This window comes from Vitreoscilla filiformis (assembly GCF_002222655.1).
Taxonomy (GTDB): domain Bacteria; phylum Pseudomonadota; class Gammaproteobacteria; order Burkholderiales; family Burkholderiaceae_C; genus Ideonella; species Ideonella filiformis.
In genome coordinates this window covers 2381125-2402964 of record NZ_CP022423.1, presented here as the reverse complement: position 1 = coordinate 2402964, position 21840 = coordinate 2381125, and the positions used below count along the sequence as shown (strand labels likewise).

Genomic DNA, 21840 nt, shown 5'->3' with positions numbered 1-21840 from the left:
CGTGCGCCGCCTGAGTGCGGCCACTGCGCCCCGCCTGGCGCAGATCGTGGCCGATTTGGGCGGGGAGTTGCACGGTGACGGCGCGGTGTGCATCCAAGCCATTGCGGCACTGGAGCACGCCGGCGTGGGGGACATCGCGTTTCTCGCCAACCCCAAGCTGCGGGCGCAACTGGCCACAACGCAGGCTTCAGCGCTGATCGTGCGGGCTGACTGCCTGGCGTTGGCGCAAGAGCGCGGTGCGGCGGTGATCGTCACGCCCGATCCGTACCTGTACTTTGCCCGGCTCACCCGCTGGTGGGCGGCGCGCACGCGCAAACCGGCTGCGGTGGGGGTTCATCCCACCGCTGTGGTGGGCGAGCGCGTGCAAATCCATCCGAGTGCCAGCATCGGCCCTTATGCCGTCATTGGGGACGATGTGGTGATCGGCGAGGGTGCCATCCTCGGCGCACAGGTGTGTGTGGGGGACATGGCCGAAATCGGTGCCTTCACCCGTTTTGCGCCGGGCGTGCGTTTTCTGGAAGGCTGCCGCATCGGTGCGCGTGGTCTGCTGGAGAGCGGGGCCATCATCGGCGGGGACGGCTTCGGCTTCGCGCCCCACCAGGGCACCTGGGAAAAAATCGAACAGCTCGGCGCGGTGTGGATCGGTGACGATGTCGAGATCGGCGCCAACACCTGCGTCGATCGCGGCGCCTTGGATGACACCTTCATTGACGACGGCGTCAAGCTCGACAACCAAATCCAGATCGCCCACAACGTCCACATCGGCAAACACACGGCGATGGCCGGTTGCGTCGGTGTGGCTGGCAGCGCCAAGATCGGCGCCCATTGCACCTTCGGCGGCGCGGCCATGATCTTGGGCCATTTGGAGATCGCCGATCACGTTCACATTTCTTCGGCCAGCGTGGTGATGCGTTCGCTCCTCAAGCCGGGGGTTTACACCGGCGCTTTCCCCATCGATGAAAACAGCAACTGGGAAAAGAACGCAGCCACGCTGCGCCAGTTGCACACCCTCCGAAACCGCGTGCGCGCACTCGAAAAACAACAGAACCCCACATCATGAGCACCACCGTCATGGACATCCACCAAATCCTCAAGCGCTTGCCGCACCGTTACCCCATCCTGCTGGTGGATCGCGTGGTCGAGATGGAGAAGAACGTGCGCATCCGTGCGCTGAAGAACGTCACCATCAACGAGCCGTTTTTCATGGGCCACTTCCCGCACCGGCCCGTGATGCCAGGCGTGCTGATTTTGGAAGCCATGGCCCAGGCGGCGGCGCTGCTGTCGTTTGCTTCGATGGACCAAGATCCGGGCGATGACACGGTGGTGTACTTCGCCGGCATCGATGGTGCGCGCTTCAAGCGTCCGGTGGAGCCGGGCGATCAGCTCATTTTGGAAGCCACCATCGACCGGGCCAAGGCCGGCATCTATAAGTACAAAGGCCGCGCCTTGGTGGACGGCCTCGTGGTGGCCGAAGCCGAACTGATGTGTACGATGCGCAAAATCGCCTGAGGACGCCCGCATGGCCACGATCCACCCCACGGCGATTGTCGATCCGGCGGCTGAGCTGCACGAATCGGTGACGGTCGGTGCCTACAGCCTCATCGGGCCGCATGTGCGCATTGGCGCTGGCACGACGGTGGGGCCGCATTGCGTCATCGAAGGCCACACCACGATTGGGCAGGACAACCGCATCTTCCAATTCAACTCCATCGGCGCGATTCCGCAGGACATCAGCCATGGTGGCGAGCCGACCCAGTTGGTGATCGGGGATCGGAACACCATCCGCGAGTTCTGCACCTTCAATACCGGGACGTTGAAGGAAGAAGGCATCACGCGTGTGGGGTCGGACAATTGGATCATGGCCTACGTTCACATCGCGCACGATGTGCGTTTGGGCAGCCACACCATCTTGGCGAACAACGCCACGCTGGCCGGCCATGTGCATGTGGGTGATTGGGCGGTGATCGGCGGCTTGAGCGGCATTCACCAGTTTGTTCACATTGGTGCGCATTCGATGATCGGTTTCCAAGGCCATGTGGCGCAGGACGTGCCACCCTTCATGACCGTGGAAGGCAACCCTTTGGCCGCCCGCGCCATCAACCTGACGGGCTTGCGCCGTCGGGGCTTCAGCGCCGCTCGCATCAGCGCCATCAAGCAGATGCACAAACTGCTGTACCGCTCGGGGTTGACGCTGGAGCAGGCCATCGACGCCATGAACGCCCTGCCAACCGATGCGCCCGCCGAAGCGGAAACCGCCACTCCGGTGCAAGGGGCACGCATCGAAGCCGTGGTGGCAGGCAGTGTCGCCAGCGACGTGGCCTTGATGACCGAGTTCTTGGCACAAGCCAAACGCGGCATCGTGCGCTGACGGCGGTTGAGGGTGACGATGGATCGGGAGATGGATGCGCCGCGCGTCGGCATGGTGGCCGGGGAAGCGTCGGGGGACTTGCTCGCCAGTCTGTTGTTAACGGGTTTGCGCCAGCGCTGGCCGGGTGTGCATGCCCACGGCATTGGCGGCCCGAAGATGGCAGCCCAAGGTTTTGATGCCTGGTGGCCGAGCGACAAACTCTCGGTGTTCGGTTACGTTGACGCCTTGCTGCACCTGCGCGAGCTGCTCCAGTTGCGCACGGCCCTGGGGGATCGCCTGATCGCCGAACGGCCCGAGGTGTTCATCGGCATTGACGCGCCCGATTTCAACTTCGGCCTGGAAACCCGCTTGCGCACCGCTGGCCTCAAAACCGTGCATTTCGTTTGCCCATCCATTTGGGCGTGGCGGGGCGAGCGGGTGAAAAAACTCGCCGCTGCGGCGGATCATGTGCTGTGCCTGTTCCCGTTTGAGCCGGCGTTGTTGGCGCAGCATGGGGTGTCGGCCAGTTTTGTCGGCCATCCGCTGGCGGATGCGATTCCGCTGGACGTGCCGCAAGCCGCCGCCCGCCAACGCCTGAACCTGCCGGCTTCAGCCGAAGTCGTGGCGCTGTTGCCGGGCAGCCGGCGCAGTGAGATTCGCCACATCGCACCCGGCATGTTGCAGGCTGCCGCCTTGCTGGCCAAGCAGCGCCCGGCCCTGCGGTTTGTGCTGCCGGTGGCGCCGGGGCTGCGCCCGTTGATTGAACCGCTGCTGGCGCTGCACGCGCCTGACGTGGCGGTGCAGGTGCTCGACGGCCAATCCCACGACGCGCTGGCGGCTTGCGATGTGACCCTCATCGCCAGCGGCACCGCCACCCTGGAGGCGGCGCTGTTCAAGCGGCCCATGGTCATCACCTACCGGCTGCATTGGCTGAATTGGCTCTACATGCGCCGGCGGGCCTATCAGCCATGGTTCGGCTTGCCCAACGTGTTGAGCCGCGAATTCGTGGTGCCCGAGCTGATGCAAGACGCCGCCACGCCGACTGCGCTGGCCCAGGCCGCGCTGGCATGGCTGGACGACGCCCCGCGCCGCGAGCGCCTGCACCAGCGCTTCACCGAGCTTCACCACACCTTGCGCCAGAACACGGCGCACAAGGCCTGCGATGCCCTCGCGCAAGTCCTCGGTCGTTAAGGGCATGGTCGACACGCACCCGCAACTGGCGTTCACGTTCGATGGGCCCGGTTTGATTGCGGGCGTGGACGAGGCCGGGCGTGGCCCGTTGGCTGGCTCAGTGGTGGCGGCAGCGGTCATCTTGGACGAGCTGAACCCCATCGACGGCCTGCGCGATTCCAAAGTCTTGACGGCCCGTAAACGCGAGGCGCTGTTCGATGAAATCCGTGCCAAGGCGCTGTGCTGCTGCATCGCCGAAGCCAGCGTGGAAGAAATCGACGAACTCAACATCCTGCACGCCACGATGTTGGCGATGAAACGCGCTGTGGAAGGCTTGCGCCTGAAACCCGCCAAAGTGCTGGTGGACGGCAACCGCATCCCGGTGCTGCGCATCCCGGCGGAGGCCATCGTCAAGGGGGACGCCAAGGTGCAGGCCATTTCCGCCGCGTCCATCCTTGCCAAGGTGACGCGGGATCGGCAGTGCCTCGACCTGGATGCGCGCTGGCCGCAGTACGGCTTTGCCGTTCACAAAGGCTACCCGACGGCTGCCCATTTGGCGGCTTTGCGTGAACATGGGGCCTGCGTGGCGCATCGGCGGTCGTATGGCCCGGTGCGTCGAGCGTTGGCCGAGAAAGACGTTTGAATGAACCGTGAACCGCGTGTGATCAGCGCCGCCAGCAACCCGTTGTTGAAAGAGTTGCGCCGCCTGGCGCACGAGCCGGGGGCCTATCGCAAACTGGGCCGCGTGTGGCTGGAGGGCGATCACCTGGCGCGAGCGCTGTGCGCACGGGGCGGGCGGGCGGCGTTGGCGGTCATCACCCAAACGCTGTGGCAAACCCACGGTGCTTTGCGCGAGTTGGCCGCCCAGGCTGACGAAGTGGTGTTGATCGACGCGGCCTTGATGGCCGGTATCAGCTCGCTCGAATCCCCGCCGCCGATGGGGTTCGTCATCGACGCACCCTCGGCTGACGCCACCTTGCAAGCCGGGGTGCCCACCGTGGTGCTGGATCGGCTGCAAGACGCCGGCAACGTCGGCACGATTTTGCGCAGCGCGGCGGCTTTGGGCGTTCGGCAAGTGGTGGCGATCAAGGGCACGGCGGCGTTGTGGTCGCCCAAGGTGTTGCGCGCCGGGATGGGCGCGCACTTCGCCTTGCATCTGGTGGAAGGCGTGGCGCCCGAGCAGCTCGACGCACTGGGTGTGCCGCTGGTGGCCACCAGCTCTTACGCCGAAGCCGAGCTGCACCGCCTGAGCCTGCCGCAGCCCTGCGCCTGGGTGTTTGGCCACGAAGGGCAGGGCGTGGCGCCCGAGCTGATGCAACGCTGCGGGCTGACGGTGCGGATTCCGCAGCCGGGCGGGGAAGAGTCCCTCAACGTGGCGGCGGCGGCGGCGATTTGTTTGTACGAGTCGGCGCGGCAGCGGTTGTGAAGCGCGCTGCGCGGGCGGGTCAACACTCGGCGCGCACCCACTCAAAACTGTTAACTGCATGGGTGAGCCCCCCAGGCGATGTGCTTGGCGTAAGTGACATCACTGGTGGCACAAATTGCTTGTGCGCCGCGTGCAGCCCCGAGCGGCTGATCCATGACCACTGACTTGATTGCTAACGTTTGCAAGCCACTTTGACACCTACCGATTCACTGCTCACCGCAACTCATGCTTGTTGATCGTGGACGACGGCATCTCTTTTTACAACACCTGGTGCGTGCACTCTTCCCTCTGCCACATCTCCCTCGTACACTTCGGCTGACTTACCAAGCTAAAAATCAACCCAAATAGCACTGTAAACAACTTACCATTGATTTTAAGCTGAGTAATTCTACGAACTACTTCTGTAAAACAGCCAGTACAACACTTCTCAGGACACGTCATGCTCACACATCGTCAGACGAAAATCGCAATAGCCGCCACTATGTTGATTTCCATTATGAGGTCTGCATTGGGTGCGGTTTCATATGAGCAATTGCCTTTCACGGCGGATCCTTATGAGAAATGGAAAGGCTGGCAAACAGGATCGGCCGCCGTCTCTACGCCTGAGCTGCGGGATGGAAATGTTTATAATCTAACCCCCGCGCAAATCATTTACTATGCTGCGCTCGAAAACAATATCAATCCAGTTTTGTTGTTAACAAAGCTGCAGGCTGAACAAAGCCTTATATCGCAATCCTATAAACAACCGGAGCTCGGGCGGAAGCTTGAACGTGCTGTTGGCTATGGCTACACCGACAGCAATCCCGGTGATTCTAGGTGGGCTGGATTTTATCCCCAATTGGTTGGGTTGTCTTATGAATTCTCAGAAATGAGAAAAAAGTTAAGCTTCCACGATGCATTTCTTAGCTATACGCCCCGCGAAGAAAAGTATGTTGAGTTTGTTAATATATACGCAGGCTATGCCCAGAAAATGAACGCAATTTCTGGGAGGTCTTACTCTGTGCGACCGACCTCCAGCGGGTACACTGATGATTTTCGCGATGTCAGTGCTGCGCATATTCAATCGTTCTTGAATTTATTTGGTGGGAATCTTAAAGGTACAAGTCTATTTCCCCGGGATATGGACCCGCTCCCCCGTTTTGATGCCAAAATAGTCGCGCTCCCCAATATACCAACTCAAATGAATGCAGGGGAGACGCTGAAGTTTCAGGTGAAAACGGACAGGAAAGCAACCAGTGTTTCTATTGTATTTACCAATCCTCCTGCAGAAAGATTCCTGACAACAGTAGATAACAAGACTTGGGATTTTGAACAAACCATTGAGCAGGCTAATAATCGAACATGGCTGATTCGCGTGGTATCTGTGGCGAAAGTAAGCGATGAGCGATTTGGTGGAAACATAAACGTCATCGGTGGAGCCGCTTCATCCCTGGCGCAGTGGCAAATTGACAATATAAACTATGCAAATAGTCAGAATGCATTGTACAAAATCAATCCATTGATCAGTGTATATGGAAATACTTGTGGGACATATACATTTTGCTACGCTTGGTCACGAAATGCACCGGGGAGCCCTATAGGTAAAGGATGGGCAAGTGCTTACGATGCATTTGTGCAACTTGTCGGCGCAAAAAAGGCAACTCAGGACCCTGATTTTTCACATGCGCCCATTGGATCGATTGTCTTTTATAAAAGGGGAAAGTATGGGCATGCGGCAATCAAAGTAAACGAAACGAACGTCATTAGCCAGGGGCAACTTGGGGCTAACGACTGCACTATCTCAAGCGTTCGCTGGGATAGCATATCTGGATATGCCGGATACTATGCACCGGCACCGGGCAGCACTCTGCTTATGGATGCTAATGCGGTCCCGAAAACTCAACAGGTAACAAGAATTGCGTTCTTAACAGCTCTGTCCAGCGCAATTGATGGGTTTGATCGAACATTGCCCGTGGATCCCATGAGTAAAGCCACAACCATGGGAATATTAAGTGATCCAAGCAACTTCTTCCCGACCAATCCAATTCTTAGGCAAGATGCGGCGCGGTTGATATCGCGATCATTAGACTACTTTGAGAAGAAAGGTTGGGTTTTCCCTAAAACCGGTAATCGATACTTGTTTAGCAACGATCAAGATACTGTAAACGACACTGCGCTTTATCCTATTGCAGCACGCATGGGAGAGTTTAAGATTTTCATGGGGAGTCTCCAGGAAAACGGATCGGCATATTTTTATGGTCCGCGGCAAATGACAAAATACGAAGCCAATACTGTAAAAGACAGATTCGCGGCTTTATTATCGAGTGGAACAGCTCCTACGCCAACAACCAATCGAGCCCCAGCCGTCTCTGGGTTGACAGTCAACAACGCAACCTCCACAACGGTTTCCGGCGGTTTCACCGTTTCAGACGCTGACAACGACTCCATTACCAAACTGCGCGTCCATATCGGTCGCAGCAGCGGCGGTTCTGATTGTGTAATCGACATCGGGGGAACCTATACTGGGATCCAATCGGGTGGTTATAAATCGTTTTCGTCGGCCAATTGCGCTGGCGTGCTCACTTCGGCAGGCACCTACTACGCCAAAGTCGAGGCCTGGGACACCAAAGGTGCTCAAGCGCCCATCATTAGCACCTCCTTCGCCTATACACCCACTGTCACGAATCGAGCTCCGACCGTCTCTGGATTGACTGTCAACAACACAACATCCACAACGGTTTCCGGTGGTTTCACTGTTTCAGACGTTGACAACGACTCCATTACCAAACTGCGCGTCCATATCGGTCGCAGCAGCGGCGGTTCTGATTGTGTAATCGACATCGGGGGAACCTATACCGGGATCCAATCGGGTGGTTATAAATCGTTTTCGTCGGCCAATTGCGCTGGCGTGCTCACTTCGGCAGGCACCTACTACGCCAAAGTCGAGGCCTGGGACACCAAAGGTGCCCAAGCGCCCATCACCAGTACCTCCTTCACCTACACACCGGCTGTCGTTAATTACGCGCCAACCGTCTCCGGATTGACTGTCAACAACACAACATCTACAACGGTTTCCGGTGGTTTTACTGTCGCTGACGCTGAAAACGACGCTATCACCAAACTGCGCGTCCATATCGGTCGCAGCAGCGGCGGTTCTGATTGTGTGATCGACATCGGAGGGAGCTACACCGACATCCAATCTGGTGGTTATAAATCGTTTTCGTCGGCCAACTGCGCTGGCGTACTCACTTCGGCAGGCACCTACTATGCCAAAGTCGAAGCTTGGGACACCAAAGGTGCCCAAGCGCCCATCACCAGTACCTCCTTCACCTACACACCGGCTGTCGTTAATTACGCGCCAACCGTCTCCGGATTGACTGTCAACAACACAACATCTACAACGGTTTCCGGTGGTTTCACTGTTTCAGACGTTGACAACGACTCCATTACCAAACTGCGCGTCCATATCGGTCGCAGCAGCGGCGGTTCTGATTGTGTGATCGACATCGGAGGGGGCTACACCGACATCCAATCTGGCGGTTATAAGTCGTTTTCGTCGGCAAACTGTGCTAGCGTACTTAATTCGGCGGGCACCTACTATGCCAAAGTCGAGGCCTGGGACACCAAAGGCGCCCAAGCGCCCATTACCAGCACCTCCTTCACTTACAATCCGCCATTAGAAAATCGCCCCCCGGCAGTGTATGGGGTGGTTGTTAATAACACGTACAGTTCAACAATTTCTGGCAATTTCTTCATTACCGATCCTGATGGGGATAATATAACCAAGTTGCGCATCCACGTGGCCAGATACAGTGGTGGATCTGAATGTGTGATTGATGTTGGTTATTATAATGGCGTGCAGACTGGTGGTTATAAGTCATTTGCCTCCAATGTATGTGCAGGCATTTTTAATTATTCTGGAACATACTATGCGAAAATTGAAGCGTGGGACACATTGGGACATCAAGCTCCAGTGGTTTCGACAACCTTTTTGAGGTATTAAGTCATTCCCTGTCAGCTCTGCAAGTTTTCCATCCCAGCCAGGATGCTTTCTTGCGAATACTAAACAACCACCGATCTGATTCAGTGGTTGTTTAGTCAAAGCGCAGATGGAGGTGTTCAGAGAGGTTCACAACAATGCACGAGCCAACCCTGCCCAGGCTCCTCTCGCCGAGTGGGCAAAGATTGCTGAGCGGTGGCTGTCTCAGCGTTTGGCGCCGAGCGCCAAAGCCCGCTGACGGCTTTGTTCGTTCTCCACGGCAGACGGCTCAGTCAGCGGCCAGCCGCCGAGGTGGCGCCAGGCCAGGTCGCTCAGGGCGCGCAGGCCGGGGGCGCTGTCGTTCAGGCAGGGGATGTAACTGAACTGCTGGCCACCCGCTTTGAGAAAAGCCTCCCGGCCTTCTTGGGCGATTTCTTCCAGCGTCTCCAAACAATCCACCGCAAAACCGGGGCAGATGACATCAACGTGGCGTGTGCCCTTGTGCGCCAGCGCCTTGAGGGTCGGTTCGGTGGCCGGCTCCAGCCATTTGGCCCGCCCGAAGCGGCTCTGGAAGGTGACGCGGTATTGCTCCGGCTTCAAGCCCAGGGCTTCGGCCAGCAGGCGCGAGGTTTTCATGCACTGGCAGTGGTAGGGGTCGCCCAGGTGCAGGGTGCGTTCGGGCATGCCGTGGTAACTCATCACCAGAATCTCGCCCCGGCCTTCGCGCTGCCAGTGGGCCAGGACGCTGTGGCGCAAGGCGTCGATGTGCTGCGGGTCGTCGTGGTACTGATGCACGAAGCGCAGTTCGGGGATGCGGCGCTGGCGGCGCGCCCAGGCGGTGACGGCGTCGAACGTGCTGGCGGTGGTGGCCCCGCTGTATTGCGGATACGCCGGCAGGATGAGGATGCGCGTGGCGCCCTCGGCTTTCAGGGCCTCCAGCACGGAAGGGATGGAGGGGTTGCCGTAGCGCATCGCCGGCTTGACGAGCACCTGGGCGCCACGCTCACCCAAATGGCCTTGCAGCAGCTTGGCTTGTTTTTTTGTCCAGACCAGCAGGGGCGAGCCTTCAGGCGTCCAGACGCTGGCGTACTTGGCGGCGGACTTGGCGGGCCGCGTGCGCAAGATGATGCCGTGCAAGATCGCCTTCCACACCAGCGGCGGGATTTCGACCACACGCGGGTCGCTGAGGAACTCGGCCAAGTAGCGGCGCAGGGCGGGGGCGGTGGGGGCGTCGGGCGTGCCCAGGTTGGCGAGCACGATGCCGACGCGCTCGGCTTGGCCGTGGGTGTGGGGCGGTTCGGGGGCGAGGGGCATGATGGGTGCAGGTCAAGGGGGAGTCAGCGGATTATCCCGACTAACATCCACCCATGCTGACCACCGCTCTCATCCTCCTGCTGGCCTTGGGCCTGCTGGGCGCCCTGTTTTCCTTCGGCTGGTTCATGCTGCGCCTGACCATCGGCCTGGCGTTGGGCTTTGGCGCGGCGATGTTCCTCGCACGCGCCGTGGGCATCGACGCCTGGGGCTGGGTCGTGGCAGGGCGCTGGGGGTTTTAACCGCTTTCAGGGTTGGGCCAAGCGGGCTTTGAAAAACGTCGTCAAAGCGGTGTGCCCTGTGCTGTCGTCGGGGAAGCCGTACAGATTGGTGTGCAGCCCGAAGATGGTGCCGTGGTAGTTGAAATACTGATAACTACCGCCCAGCTCGTCGATCATGTCGATCACATCACCCAGCCAAGTCAATCCGCCCAGATTCTGTGCCACGTTCGGGTAGCTCACCCCAAATTCGCCCACATTAAAAGGCACGTTGTTGCTGACGTAAAACCCCACTTGCGACCAGTCGTAAAGCGACTCGCGGATGCGCTCCTTCGTCAGCGGCTTGGGCAACTGGCCCGCTCCGCGCTTGCGCAGTTGCAAAGCCAAGTAGGCGCCGTCTCCCGTCACGCCTTCACCCTTCATCCAGCCGCTGATGCGGTAGCTGTAGCCCTGGTGCACCCCGAATTCCAGCATGCCATTGGCCAGCCCATAAGTGCCCGCCGAAACCGGCCCGATGGACAGTGCGCTCGTGCCTGTCCGCCCACTGGCCTCGTTGCGCTTGGTGCCGCTGCCGCCCAAGCTGGCGCTGGCCCAGTTGCTGGTGATGGCAATGAAAGGATCGCGCATCGGCTGGGCGTATTGCCACAGGGCGGGCAGCTTGGCGCTGTCTTCGATGTCTACGCGGGTGATGCGGCGCGAGAGCGCACCTTGCGGGTCGAATTCCTCCACCACGAGGTCGTCGAAGTGAACCCGGCCCGCATTGTTGGCTGAGGCCAGCACTGGCACAGCCGAGTACAACCCGGCATCACTGATGGTCACGAGCGGCCCTTGGTAGAGCGTCCAATTCGTCGTGCCGGGTTGGATGCGTGCATGTCCCGCGTAACTCTTGGTGTGGCTGGAGGCCGGCATCGACACCAGCGGATCCGGGTACTGCCCATAGAACCCACGCCCATACTTGGGTGAAAGCTGGGAGGCGTAAATCCACGGATCGTAGAGGTGGAACTCGTACAGCACGTTGGTGTCGGCGACGAGGAAAGGCTGCACATCGCTGGCGAAACTCTGCTCCACAATCAGCAAGTGGTTCGGATCCACCGCCCGGATGGCCGCCACCACGTCTTTCGCGTACGTCTGCCAAGTCGCATCCTGGGGCGGGTTCGGTTCGTTCAGGATGTCAAACGCCACAATCGTGGGTTCATTGCGGTAGCGCCGGGCGATCTCCACCCACAGCGATTTGAGCCGAGCTTGGTAATCCGGTTTGCTCCAGAAACCCGTGTTCGAACCCGGGCCCTGGAAACCACCCGGAGGGGCTTGCATGGTCAGGTTCAGGTAGACGCCGGCCTTCTTGGCCCAGAGGATGGTCTGGTTGAGCCACTCCCAGCCCTCGGGTTTGTAAGTGTAGGGGGCACTGTTCTCCTCGAACACCCGATACCACATGTTCAGCCGCACGGTGTTAAAACCCATGGCCTTGATGCGTTCGAAGTCGATGGCATCGTAGATTTTGCTGTCGTAGACCTCCGTGGCCGCCACACTCTCATCCTCGTAGGCTGAGACGTTGACACCACGCAGGCGCAGCGGCGCGTCGCTGGCGCCGACCACCAACTGACGCCCCTTGGCCCGCACGAAGTCACTGCGGGCCGGATTCGCCGGGGGGCTGTAGGCCAGCGGCGGTGTGAAGGTGACATCGTCCACCAAGAAGTCCACCCCAGCCGCCGGGCCAGTGACATAGAACTGGAGCGTGCTGACCGTGCCGGTGGGCTGGTATTTGAAGTGGCCGTAAAGTTTGGCCCAGCGGTTGTGCTGCACCTGAAGCGAATCGATCTCGATGTAGCGTGTGCCCGCCCCATCGACCTGCTTGACATTGAGCAGCACCTTCGAATTGGCTGGGGTCTTGGGCAGCCGCACCCAGGCGGTCACCGTGTAGTTGACGCCCGGTTGCAGCTTGCCCAGCAGGCTCTGCGATGGCCCCGCATAGGTCTGGGTTCGCTGGCTGCTGAGCACCGAATACAGCCCAGCATGGGGTGCATCAGCCGATCTCACCAGTTGCCCGACACCCGCATAAGGCGCCCAGCCTGCCAGGGCCGGTTCGGCTTCGAAATCCGGGTTGCTGAGCAGATTGGTGGGGCTGGTTTGGGCTGTCGCGGTCAATCCACCCAGGGCCAGCAGTGTGGTGGTCAGCCATTTCGTCATGGGCACGTGCAACATTGTCTCCTCCTGTGCCCGGGCATTCTGCTCATGGATGGTCAGATAGAGCCATCAGAGAGACAGCCCTGCTTGATCCTGGGCAACAAAAAAGCCAGCCACCCGGGGCGGGTGCTGGCTTGCTGCGGGGAGAGCAAAGGGCACGCAGAGCGCGTGCGAGGCTTAGATGTTGTCCAAGTACGTGCGCAGCTTGTCCGAACGGCTCGGGTGCTTGAGCTTGCGGATCGCCTTGGCCTCGATCTGGCGGATGCGCTCACGCGTCACATCGAACTGCTTGCCCACTTCTTCCAGCGTGTGGTCGGTGGACATTTCAATGCCGAAGCGCATGCGCAGCACCTTGGCTTCGCGGGGGGTCAGGCTGTCGAGGATGTCCTTCACCACATCGCGCAGGCCGGCTTGCATCGCGGCTTCCACGGGGGCGGTGTTGTTGGTGTCCTCGATGAAGTCGCCCAGGTGGCTGTCGTCGTCGTCCCCGATCGGCGTTTCCATGGAGATCGGCTCTTTGGCGATCTTCATGATCTTGCGGATCTTGTCTTCCGGCATTTCCATCTTTTCGGCCAGCGTTGGCGCGTCCGGCTCGTAGCCGAATTCTTGCAAGTGCTGGCGCGAGATGCGGTTCATCTTGTTGATCGTCTCGATCATGTGAACCGGGATGCGGATGGTGCGCGCCTGATCGGCAATCGAGCGCGTGATGGCTTGGCGAATCCACCACGTTGCGTAGGTCGAGAACTTGTAGCCCCGGCGGTATTCGAACTTGTCCACCGCCTTCATCAGGCCGATGTTGCCTTCTTGAATCAGGTCGAGGAACTGCAAACCCCGGTTGGTGTACTTCTTCGCAATCGAGATCACCAAACGCAGGTTGGCCTCGATCATCTCCTTCTTGGCATCACGCGAGGCTTTTTCGCCCTCGTTCATGCGCTTGTTGATCTCTTTGAGGTCATCCAGCGGCACCACGGCGCGGGCTTGGATGTCGATCAACTTCTGCTGCAATTCTTGGACGGCTGGCAGGTTGCGGCCCAAGATGGCGCTGTACGGCTTGCCAGCATTGGCTTCGTTCACGGCCCATTGCAGGTTCAGCGCATTGGGCGGGAAGTGCTTGATGAAGTACTCCTGCGCCACGCCGCACTTGTCCACCACGATTTTGCGGATCTCGCGTTCGTAGCGGCGCACATCGTCCACCTGCGAGCGCAGCAGGTCGCACAGCTTTTCGATGGTCTTGACGGTGAAGCGAATCGTCATCAGCGTGCTGCTGACCGACGCCTGCGCCCGCATGTAGGCGGTGGACTTGTAGCCGTGTTTGTCGAACGCCGTGCGCATGTCTTCGAAGTGTTGACGTAGCTCGGCGAACTTCACCAGCGCGGCGTTCTTCAGTTCTTCGAGCTTCTTGGTCAGCGCCTTGGAGCCACCGTTGCCGTCGTCGTCGTCTTCTTCGTCGAACTCGTCGAAGTCTTCTTCGGCCACGTAGTCATCGGCTTCGTCTTCAGCGACGAAACCATCGACCACATCGGAAATTTGCGCGTCACCCGAAGCGATCTTTTCGGCCATCGACAAAATTTCAGCGATGGTCGTCGGCGAGGCGGAGATGGCCAGCATCATGGCCTGCAAGCCGCCTTCGATGCGCTTGGCGATTTCGATTTCGCCTTCGCGGGTCAGCAGCTCGACCGAGCCCATTTCGCGCATGTACATGCGCACCGGATCGGTGGTGCGGCCAAATTCCGAATCCACCGTGGAGAGCGCGGCTTCGGCGGCTTCTTCGGCTTCTTCGTCGGTGGCGGTGGCGGTGTTGCTGCCGGAGATCAGCAGCGTGGCGGCGTCCGGTGCTTGTTCGTAGACCGCGATGCCCATGTCATTGAGCATCGAGATGATGGCTTCCAGGATTTCTTCGTTGACCAGCTTTTCCGGCAAGTGGTCGTTGATTTCCTGGTGGGTGAGGTAGCCACGCGTTTTGCCCATTTTGATGAGCGTTTTCAGCTCTTGGCGGCGCTTGGCGACTTCTTCTTCGGTGAGCGTGGTCTCATCCAAGCCAAACTCGCGCATCAGGGCGCGCTCTTTGGCGCGGCTGACCTTCATGCGCAGCGGCTTGGCCTTGGGCTTGTCTTCGCTGCTGTCGTCGGCGGCGGCTTCGACCTCGGGTTCGACTTCCCCTTCCAGCTCGGATTCGATGTCGGCCAGATCGTCTTCCAGATCTTCGGCGGGTTTCTTTGCGGTGGCGGCGGCGGCTTTGCCCTTGGCGGCGCCTTTGGTGGCGGGAGCGGCGGCGGCGTCGGCCTTGTCGGTTTTTTCGGCTTTGGGCTTGCGACCGCGCTTGGGCTTGGCGTCTTCTGCCGGGGCCTCGGCCTTGGCGGGGGCGGCGACCACGGGTGCAGCGACGATCGGAGCCGGGGTGGCGCTGGTCGTAGCGGTCAACGTGCCGGCCTTGACGACGCGCACCACTTTGCGTGGTTTCTTGACATCGGTGGCGTCGGCGGTGGGGGTGGCCGCTGCGGAGTCGGCGGATTTCTTGGCGGTCATGCGGATCCTTGGGAGAGGAAGACTCGTCGGCGCGCACGTGCGCACCGGCCACTGGCGATTCCAGGGCAAAAATGGCGAGGCAAGTTGGCGTGACCGTCGCGTCGTGCAGCCCTTGCGGGGGAGGTGGCCAAATGGGAGGTGCCCGTGTCGCGGGTGGCCGGGGCCGGAGGTGCTGCTGTCACTCTTGCCGTGAGGGGGAGGATTATACCCAGATGAGTTGCCTATACATCTTGGCGCTCGTTGTCAATCTGTTGTTTGAGTGCGCGATAGGCCGCGAAAGCGGCTGGATCGGTGCTGGCTTGCTGCGCCAATGCACTGAGACGCGCTTGTTGTTCCCGTTTGACAATCCAATCGAGGCTGTGGCGCAGGTCGTTGAATTCAGCGCCTGGCCAAGCATCCCCGTCGGCGACTTGGCGCTGGGTGTCATCCAACGTGTCATCGTCTTGCAGCGCCAGATGCACCACAGCCCACGGGCGCGGGCCGTACTCGGCCAAATCACGCTCTAGCCAAGCCACCATCAGACCGTGCGGCGCTGGCAGGGCGTGCAACAGCTCCTGTTCGTAAGGGGTGAGGCGATCCCACCAAGTGGGCTCGCCAAACAACATCTGCACCACGCGATCTTCCGGCTTGCGCGGCGCCAACTCTCCGGACAACAAACGCGCCGCCCCCGCGCCCGTGCGGCGGGAACCTTGGCGCCAGCGTTGCAACTTCTGCAAACCTGTGAGCGGCGCAGCATCGGGCGCTGTGGGATCGTCGGCCTCGGCGGTGTCTTCGCGCAGGCGGTTGGCCGTGCGGGCGCCGGGCAGCGGTTGGCGCCAAAGTTGCTGCAATTCATCCAGCGGCAAACCGCCCAACCGCGCCAGCTCGCTCAACAACTGCCGCGCCAGTGCCCCTTCCGGCAGCGCGTGCCACAGCGGACGCGCCTGCGCCAACATGCGTGCCCGCCCTTCAGCACTGCCCAAATCACACCCCTGGCTGACGTGCTCGATCAACTGGCGCGACAGCGGCACTGCATCGCGCACGCAATCCTCAAACGCTTGCGTGCCGTGGCTGCGGATGTAACTGTCCGGATCGTGCTCTGGCGGCAAGAACAAAAAGCGAAAACTGCGCGTGTCCGAAGCCTGCGGCAGCGCCGCTTCCAGCGCCCGGCCCGCCGCCCGGCGCCCGGCGGCATCGCCATCAAAACTGAACACCACTTGGTCGGTAAACCGCAGCAACTTGCTGACGTGTTCGGCTGTGCAAGCCGTGCCCAGCGTCGCCACGGCGTTCTCAAAACCGAGCTGCGCCAGCGCAACCACATCCATGTAACCTTCGGTCACCAAGGCATAACCCCGGTTACGCAGCGCCGTGCGCGCCTCAAACAGGCCGTAAAGCTCCCGGCCTTTGACGAACACCGGCGTTTCCGGCGAATTCAAATACTTGGGATCACCCTGATCCAGCACGCGGCCACCAAACCCGATGGTGTCGCCCTTGACGTTGCGGATCGGGAACATGACGCGATCCCGGAAGCGGTCATAACGGCGGCCTGTGTCTCCCGCGTCATCGGGCACGATCACCAGGCCGGCTTCGACCAGTTGCGGATCGTCATACTGCCCGAACGCGCTGGCCAAACCGTGCCAACCCGCTGGGGCGTAACCCAGGCCGAAACGCTTGGCCACGTCGCCGGTGAGCCCGCGCCCCTTCAAATAAGCGATGGCCCGGTCAGACTGGCGCAACTGGCGCCGATAGTGCTCCGCCGCCTTGGCCAAAACTTGAGTGAGTGAGCTTTGTTGCTCGCGCTGTTGGGCCAGCGCTTGGCGGGTCTCGACGCTGCGGTCGTCCTCCGGGACGCTGAGCCCCGTTTCCTGGGCCAGTTCCTTGACCGCTTCGACGAAATTCAGCCCCAGGTGTTCCGTGAGGAATCGCACCGCATCCCCGTGGGCGCCGCAGCCGAAACAGTGGTAGGTCTGGCGCGTGGGGCTGACGATGAAACTGGGGGATTTTTCACCGTGAAATGGGCACAGACCTTTGTAGTTGATACCCGCTTTTTTCAGCTCGACATGTCGGCCAACCACCGTCACCACATCGGTTCGAGACAGCAGTTCTTGAACGAAACTGGGCGGAATCACGACATCAACCTGAAAAAAGCATGCACCCCAAAAAGAAACAGGGCGGATGTTTCCGCCCTGTTTCTAGAATGGCCGACAGCGAATTATTCGGCAGCGACTTCAGCCGATTCGACCGGCAGCAGGAAATCGTCCAGCGACTTGCCTTCAGCCAGGGCTTGTTGCAGCCACTTCGGCTTCAGGCCACGGCCCGTCCAGGTGTCACCCGTCTCGGGGTTACGATACTTGGCAGCCACTTTCTTGGGGGTAGCCACGACGTCCGTCTTGCTGACAGCGGAAAAACCAGCCTTACCGGCCAAGTCCGCCACGGTCAGGCCGTGGACGCTCATCAGTTCCTTGATTTTGGCCAGAGCTTCACCACGGGCCGCACGCTGGGCTTCTTGGATTTGCTTTTCGAGGGCTTCTTTTTGCTTGATCAGGTCTTCGATCGAGATCGTCATGGTTATCTCCAAAAGTCGTCAGATTCAACGTGGGGCGGATCATACCTCATTTGACCAAATCGGCGTCAAGCCCCCCGGGGATTATCCTTACTTGTAACCCACACGATCGAGCATCTGCTGCACTTTGACCTGATTCATGCCAATCGATGAGATGGGCACGGTTTCGGCTTTAAAGTCCCCGAATGACTCCAGCGCTGGATTCGGCACCTTCACGCTTTTGACGGCTGGCCATTCATTGTTTCCACCCGCGAAGTAGGCCTGGGCTTGATCCCCCGCAAGGTATTCTAGGAAACGAATCGCAGCGGCTGGATGCGGCGCATGCTTGGCAACAGCCCCGCCTGCCACGTTCATATGGGCGCCTGTGCTGGATTGGTTCGGCATGACCACGGCCACCTTTTCCATCACCGCCCGATCTTCGGGTTTGCCTGAGCGCATCATGCGTGCAACGTAATACGAGTTGCTGAGGGCAGCGCCACATTCGCCGCTGGCCACGGCTTTGATCTGGTCAGTGTCCCCACCTTTGGGGGGGCGGGCCATGTTGGAGGCCAAACCGTTGAGCCAATTTTGGGTATTTTCAGCGCCCAAATGCTCCAGCATCGCACCAAAAAGCGACAAGTTGTAAGGGTGCGAACCCGAACGTGTACACAGTTGACCTTTGTTCACGGGCTGGGCCAGTTTTTCATAGGTGTCAACGTCTGTGCGTTTGACTTGGAGTTTGTTGTAAACAATCACTCGCGCCCGGGTCGAAAATCCGAACCAGTGGGAGCCTGCGCCATCGTCCTTGCTGCGCAGATGCGCCGGGATGCGGCTTTCCAACACAGCACTCTTGACGGGGCGGAACAGCCCATCCGTTTCGGCACGCCACAGGCGGGCGGCATCGACCAGCAAGATCACATCCGCAGGGCTGGCGCTGCCCTCGTTTTTCAGGCGTGTGACGATGCCTGCATCGTCCGCGTCCACCCGGTTGATGCGGATGCCTGTCTCTTTGGTGAAGTTGGCGTAGAGCGCTTCATCGGTCTGATAGTGCCGAGCGGAGTACAGGTTGAGCACCGTCTCCGAGGCTTGGGCCGACACGCCAATCAACCCCAGCACCGCCACCGCCAGTGGGGCCAGCGAACGCAACGTTTTCATGCAGAACTCCTGACATCATGAAGGAACGCCAGGAGTTTACCCGCTAACGCGAATTGTTCTTAATTGCGTATCAGGCCGTGGGGGGAACGAAGCCGGTGGGCTGGTCGGCCTGGCCACCGAACAGGAATTGCTCCATCTGCCGCGCCAGGTACTGGCGTGCGCGTGCGTCGGCCAAGTTGAGGCGGTTTTCGTTCACCAGCATGGTTTGGTGGCGCTTCCATTGGTCGAAGGCTTCTTGGCTGATGGTGTCGTAAATGCGCTTGCCCAGTTCGCCTGGATAGGGGGCAAAGGCCAGACCCGGGGCCTCTTTTTTCAGATAGGAGCAAAAAACGGTGCGAGCCATGGGAATCTCCAGAAGGCAGGGGAACGGTGATGCAAAAGGGCCAACTTCAGCCCAGCTTTTTGACCAGCACTTGGGAGCGCCGATCCCAGTTGTATTTGCGTTTTCGCGCTTCGGGCAACCAATCCGGATCGACGGGGGTGAATCCGCGTTTGATGAACCAGTGCATGGTGCGGGTGGTGAGCACGAACAGGCTGTTCAGCCCCATGCCACGCGCCCGTTGCTCGATGCGTTTGAGGATTTTGTCGCCATCGCCTTGCCCTTGCACTTGGGGGGATACCGTCAGCGCCGCCATTTCCGCTGTGAAGGCTTCCGGGTAAGGCTGGAGCGAGGCACAACCGAAAATCACCCCATCGTGTTCGATGACGGTGTAGGTGGCAATGTCCCGTTCGATTTCGGTGCGATCGCGTTTGACCATGGTGCCGTCGCGCTCGAACGGTTCGATCAATTGCAGGATGCCGCCGACGTCGTCCGAATCTGCTTCGCGCAGGCTTTCGAGCTTTTCATCTACCACCATGGTGCCGATGCCATCGTGGGTAAAAACCTCCATCAGCAAAGCGCCATCGGTGGCAAAAGGCAAGATGTGCGAGCGCTCGACGCCGCCACGGCACGCTTGGACACAGTAGCGCAAATAAAACGCCGTGTCGGTCGGTTGGCTGGGAGCGGGCAGGGCGCCGAGCAGTTTTTCGGCGTCTGCCAGGGCCAGTTCGGTGTCAATGGGGCTGTCGGGGTCTTGCAGGTTTTCGCGGATGCCGGGGATTTCAGTGAGAAACAGCAGCTTGTCCGCCTGCAACGCGATGGCGGTGGCAGTGGCCACTTCCTCCATGGACAAATTGAACGCTTCTCCCGTGGGCGAAAAACCAAAAGGCGAGAGCAACACCATCGCGCCCGAATCGTTGGCGCGACGGATCGCTGCGGCATCGACCTTGCGAACCACGCCGGAATGCTGGAAATCCACACCATCGACAATCCCGACCGGTCGGGCGGTCAGGAAATTGCCCGACAGCACGCGCACCGTCGAGTTGGCCATGGGGGTATTGGGCAGGCCCTGGGAAAAGGCGGCTTCGATTTCAAAGCGCAACTGGCCGGCGGCTTCTTCGGCGCAATCCAGCGCGACGCTGTCCGTGATGCGTCGGCCTTGAAAAAAGCGCGATTCAAGCCCTTTGGCTTTCAATTGCTCGGCCACTTGGGGGCGAAATCCATGCACCAACACCAAGCGAATGCCCATGGCGTGCAGGATGGCCATGTCCTGCGCAAAAAAATGCAGTTTGCCTGCGGCGATCAGCTCCCCAGCGATGCCGACGACGAAGGTTTTTCCCCGGTAGGCATGGATGTAGGGAGCCACAGCCCGAAACCAGGGGACGAAGATATGGGGAAACACGAGGTTCATGGGGCTGTGATTGTGCTACAGGGGGCTGTGGCTCGCGGCCTGTGGGTTCAGGCTTAGGAGGTGCGCAATGTTCAATGCCAAACACGGATGGTGGGTGGCGGCTGTGGTGGTGTTCGGTGGGCTGCTGGGGCTGTTTTACGCGCATGGTTTGCGGGCCCAGGCGGGTGAAGCCGATGCGGTGGCGGCCGGTATCGTGTCGGATTTGACGGCGCAGATGGCGTCTGCGCCGGCTGTGCCGGCGTCGGTGCCACTGCCGATGCCGAGGCCGCCGATTGCCTTGCCGTCTTCCGGGCGTTTGACACGCCAGCAAGTCGGGGTGGTGATCAACGAGGCGGATCCTTATTCGGTCAACGTGGGGGCGTATTACGTGCAGCAGCGGGGGTTGCGGCCTCATCAGGTGCTGCGGGTGCGGTTGCCAGTGGAGCCAGCGTTATCGCCCGACGATTTGCAAACCTTGCGCCAACAGATCGACGCGTTTTTCGGGCCAGGGATTCAAGCGTTGGCGTTGGCATGGGCGCAGCCCTGGCGCGTGGAGTGCAACAGCATCACCAGCGCGGTGACGTTGGGTTTCCAGCCGGGGCATTGCGGTTGTGGCAAGGGCGCGGATTCGCCTTATTTCAACGCCACCACGGCCATGCCGTTTTCCGTGCTGGGGATCCGGCCTTCCATGCTGCTGGCCGCCGGCGACGTGGCGCACGCCCGGGCGCTGATCGACACCGGGGTGAGCGCCGATGGTTCACGGTTCCATGTTCGGACGCCCATGGTGGCGGCGGTGTTCAAACGCAGTGGCGATGTTCGGCGCGATGTGCGTGCGCCGTTGTTCCCGCAGCCCAACCGGTCAGAGGCACTGGGGGTGGAGATCCGCAACGACAAACCCTCGACCCCGGTGCCCACGCAGCCACTCATCCTCTACCAGACAGGCGGGGTGAATGAGCCTCTGTTGGCACAGTTGAAGTTCGTGCCGGGGGCTGTGGCCGACCATCTCACCTCAGCCGGGGGCATGCTGGACGGCAGCGGTGGCCACATGCCCGCCACCGCTTGGATCGATGCCGGGGCCACGGCCAGTTATGGCACGGTCACCGAGCCGTGCAACTACACGCAAAAGTTTCCACATCCGCAGTTGCTGCTGCTGAGGTTGATGGAGGGCGGCTCGGTGCTGGAAGCGTATTGGAAGAGTGTGCAGTGGCCCGTTCAAGGCGTGTTTGTGGGGGAACCGCTGGCGGCCCCTTATGCGCCCGTCCAACGGCCTGTGCCGGCGCAAGCCCGATAATTTGCGGCTGTTTGTTTCGCGCCT

The 21840-nt window shown here is 60.3% G+C and carries 17 protein-coding genes; 9 read left to right on the top strand and 8 right to left on the bottom strand.

The window, feature by feature from the left end; genetic code table 11:
* The first annotated feature begins 1 nt into the window (after position 1).
* The 7 genes from lpxD (at position 2) to VITFI_RS17970 (ending at position 8925) form a co-directional block, all read left to right on the top strand.
* Positions 2 to 1060, top strand: a complete 1059-nt coding sequence (gene lpxD, locus VITFI_RS11335) for a UDP-3-O-(3-hydroxymyristoyl)glucosamine N-acyltransferase (RefSeq protein ID WP_232476589.1) — start codon at positions 2 to 4, stop codon at positions 1058 to 1060.
* On the top strand, positions 1057 to 1509 hold the full coding sequence (gene fabZ, locus VITFI_RS11330) for a 3-hydroxyacyl-ACP dehydratase FabZ (protein ID WP_089417050.1): 453 nt from the start codon (positions 1057 to 1059) through the stop codon (positions 1507 to 1509). Before lpxD ends, fabZ begins: the two co-directional genes overlap by 4 nt.
* 10 nt (positions 1510 to 1519) lie before the next feature.
* Positions 1520 to 2368: an acyl-ACP--UDP-N-acetylglucosamine O-acyltransferase gene (gene lpxA / locus VITFI_RS11325; protein ID WP_089417049.1), complete on the top strand. Its 849-nt coding sequence runs from the start codon at positions 1520 to 1522 to the stop codon at positions 2366 to 2368.
* A 30-nt stretch (positions 2369 to 2398) separates the two neighbouring features.
* Positions 2399 to 3538: a lipid-A-disaccharide synthase gene (lpxB, locus tag VITFI_RS11320; RefSeq protein ID WP_089418116.1), complete on the top strand. Its 1140-nt coding sequence runs from the start codon at positions 2399 to 2401 to the stop codon at positions 3536 to 3538.
* Between the two features lie 4 nt (positions 3539 to 3542).
* Positions 3543 to 4160, top strand: a complete 618-nt coding sequence (gene rnhB, locus VITFI_RS11315; protein WP_198301436.1) for a ribonuclease HII — start codon at positions 3543 to 3545, stop codon at positions 4158 to 4160.
* Complete coding sequence (locus VITFI_RS11310; RefSeq protein WP_089417047.1) at positions 4161 to 4943, top strand: TrmH family RNA methyltransferase; 783 nt, start codon at positions 4161 to 4163, stop codon at positions 4941 to 4943.
* Between the two features lie 439 nt (positions 4944 to 5382).
* Complete coding sequence (locus VITFI_RS17970; protein ID WP_157725662.1) at positions 5383 to 8925, top strand: hypothetical protein; 3543 nt, start codon at positions 5383 to 5385, stop codon at positions 8923 to 8925.
* Between the two features lie 201 nt (positions 8926 to 9126).
* On the opposite strand, the gene hemH is transcribed toward VITFI_RS17970, so the two are convergent.
* Positions 9127 to 10215, bottom strand: a complete 1089-nt coding sequence (gene hemH / locus VITFI_RS11305) for a ferrochelatase (RefSeq protein WP_089417046.1) — start codon at positions 10213 to 10215, stop codon at positions 9127 to 9129.
* A gap of 53 nt (positions 10216 to 10268) precedes the next feature.
* On the opposite strand from hemH, the gene VITFI_RS11300 reads away from it, so the two are divergent.
* A complete protein-coding gene (locus VITFI_RS11300) occupies positions 10269 to 10454 on the top strand; it encodes a hypothetical protein (protein ID WP_089417045.1) in 186 nt (61 codons plus the stop codon).
* Between the two features lie 6 nt (positions 10455 to 10460).
* Here the strand turns inward: VITFI_RS11300 and VITFI_RS11295 are convergent, their stop codons facing one another.
* The 7 genes from VITFI_RS11295 to argA form a co-directional block, all read right to left on the bottom strand.
* Positions 10461 to 12632 carry a cellulase family glycosylhydrolase gene (locus VITFI_RS11295; protein WP_089417044.1) on the bottom strand — a complete coding sequence of 724 codons (2172 nt, stop codon included), beginning with the start codon at positions 12630 to 12632 and terminating at the stop codon, positions 10461 to 10463.
* Positions 12633 to 12791: 159 nt separating this feature from the next.
* Positions 12792 to 14666 (bottom strand): RNA polymerase sigma factor RpoD, encoded by a 1875-nt coding sequence (gene rpoD / locus VITFI_RS11290; RefSeq protein WP_198301750.1) that lies wholly within the window; start codon positions 14664 to 14666, stop codon positions 12792 to 12794.
* A gap of 695 nt (positions 14667 to 15361) precedes the next feature.
* Positions 15362 to 17248: a DNA primase gene (dnaG, locus tag VITFI_RS11285; RefSeq protein ID WP_089417042.1), complete on the bottom strand. Its 1887-nt coding sequence runs from the start codon at positions 17246 to 17248 to the stop codon at positions 15362 to 15364.
* Between the two features lie 83 nt (positions 17249 to 17331).
* Positions 17332 to 17685: an H-NS histone family protein gene (locus VITFI_RS11280; RefSeq protein WP_089417041.1), complete on the bottom strand. Its 354-nt coding sequence runs from the start codon at positions 17683 to 17685 to the stop codon at positions 17332 to 17334.
* Positions 17686 to 17772: 87 nt separating this feature from the next.
* Complete coding sequence (locus tag VITFI_RS11275; protein WP_089417040.1) at positions 17773 to 18816, bottom strand: extracellular solute-binding protein; 1044 nt, start codon at positions 18814 to 18816, stop codon at positions 17773 to 17775.
* A 70-nt stretch (positions 18817 to 18886) separates the two neighbouring features.
* Positions 18887 to 19159, bottom strand: a complete 273-nt coding sequence (locus VITFI_RS11270) for an oxidative damage protection protein (RefSeq protein WP_089417039.1) — start codon at positions 19157 to 19159, stop codon at positions 18887 to 18889.
* A gap of 46 nt (positions 19160 to 19205) precedes the next feature.
* Positions 19206 to 20546: an amino-acid N-acetyltransferase gene (gene argA, locus VITFI_RS11265; RefSeq protein WP_089417038.1), complete on the bottom strand. Its 1341-nt coding sequence runs from the start codon at positions 20544 to 20546 to the stop codon at positions 19206 to 19208.
* Between the two features lie 67 nt (positions 20547 to 20613).
* On the opposite strand from argA, the gene VITFI_RS11260 reads away from it, so the two are divergent.
* Positions 20614 to 21816 (top strand): TIGR03790 family protein, encoded by a 1203-nt coding sequence (locus tag VITFI_RS11260; protein WP_198301435.1) that lies wholly within the window; start codon positions 20614 to 20616, stop codon positions 21814 to 21816.
* Positions 21817 to 21840: the final 24 nt, after the last annotated feature.

What these genes read in the sequence shown, in the direction of transcription:
- VITFI_RS11270 (WP_089417039.1), bottom strand. Translation starts at nt 19,159, where the DNA reads ATGGCTCGCACCGTTTTTTGCTCCTATCTGAAAAAAGAGGCCCCGGGT.
- VITFI_RS17970 (WP_157725662.1), top strand. Translation starts at nt 5,383, where the DNA reads ATGCTCACACATCGTCAGACGAAAATCGCAATAGCCGCCACTATGTTG.
- VITFI_RS11275 (WP_089417040.1), bottom strand. Translation starts at nt 18,816, where the DNA reads ATGAAAACGTTGCGTTCGCTGGCCCCACTGGCGGTGGCGGTGCTGGGG.
- VITFI_RS11260 (WP_198301435.1), top strand. Translation starts at nt 20,614, where the DNA reads ATGTTCAATGCCAAACACGGATGGTGGGTGGCGGCTGTGGTGGTGTTC.
- rpoD (WP_198301750.1), bottom strand. Translation starts at nt 14,666, where the DNA reads ATGCGCGAGTTTGGCTTGGATGAGACCACGCTCACCGAAGAAGAAGTC.
- VITFI_RS11310 (WP_089417047.1), top strand. Translation starts at nt 4,161, where the DNA reads ATGAACCGTGAACCGCGTGTGATCAGCGCCGCCAGCAACCCGTTGTTG.
- fabZ (WP_089417050.1), top strand. Translation starts at nt 1,057, where the DNA reads ATGAGCACCACCGTCATGGACATCCACCAAATCCTCAAGCGCTTGCCG.
- VITFI_RS11280 (WP_089417041.1), bottom strand. Translation starts at nt 17,685, where the DNA reads ATGACGATCTCGATCGAAGACCTGATCAAGCAAAAAGAAGCCCTCGAA.
- lpxA (WP_089417049.1), top strand. Translation starts at nt 1,520, where the DNA reads ATGGCCACGATCCACCCCACGGCGATTGTCGATCCGGCGGCTGAGCTG.
- hemH (WP_089417046.1), bottom strand. Translation starts at nt 10,215, where the DNA reads ATGCCCCTCGCCCCCGAACCGCCCCACACCCACGGCCAAGCCGAGCGC.
- VITFI_RS11295 (WP_089417044.1), bottom strand. Translation starts at nt 12,632, where the DNA reads ATGTTGCACGTGCCCATGACGAAATGGCTGACCACCACACTGCTGGCC.
- argA (WP_089417038.1), bottom strand. Translation starts at nt 20,546, where the DNA reads ATGAACCTCGTGTTTCCCCATATCTTCGTCCCCTGGTTTCGGGCTGTG.
- lpxB (WP_089418116.1), top strand. Translation starts at nt 2,399, where the DNA reads ATGGATGCGCCGCGCGTCGGCATGGTGGCCGGGGAAGCGTCGGGGGAC.
- rnhB (WP_198301436.1), top strand. Translation starts at nt 3,543, where the DNA reads ATGGTCGACACGCACCCGCAACTGGCGTTCACGTTCGATGGGCCCGGT.
- VITFI_RS11300 (WP_089417045.1), top strand. Translation starts at nt 10,269, where the DNA reads ATGCTGACCACCGCTCTCATCCTCCTGCTGGCCTTGGGCCTGCTGGGC.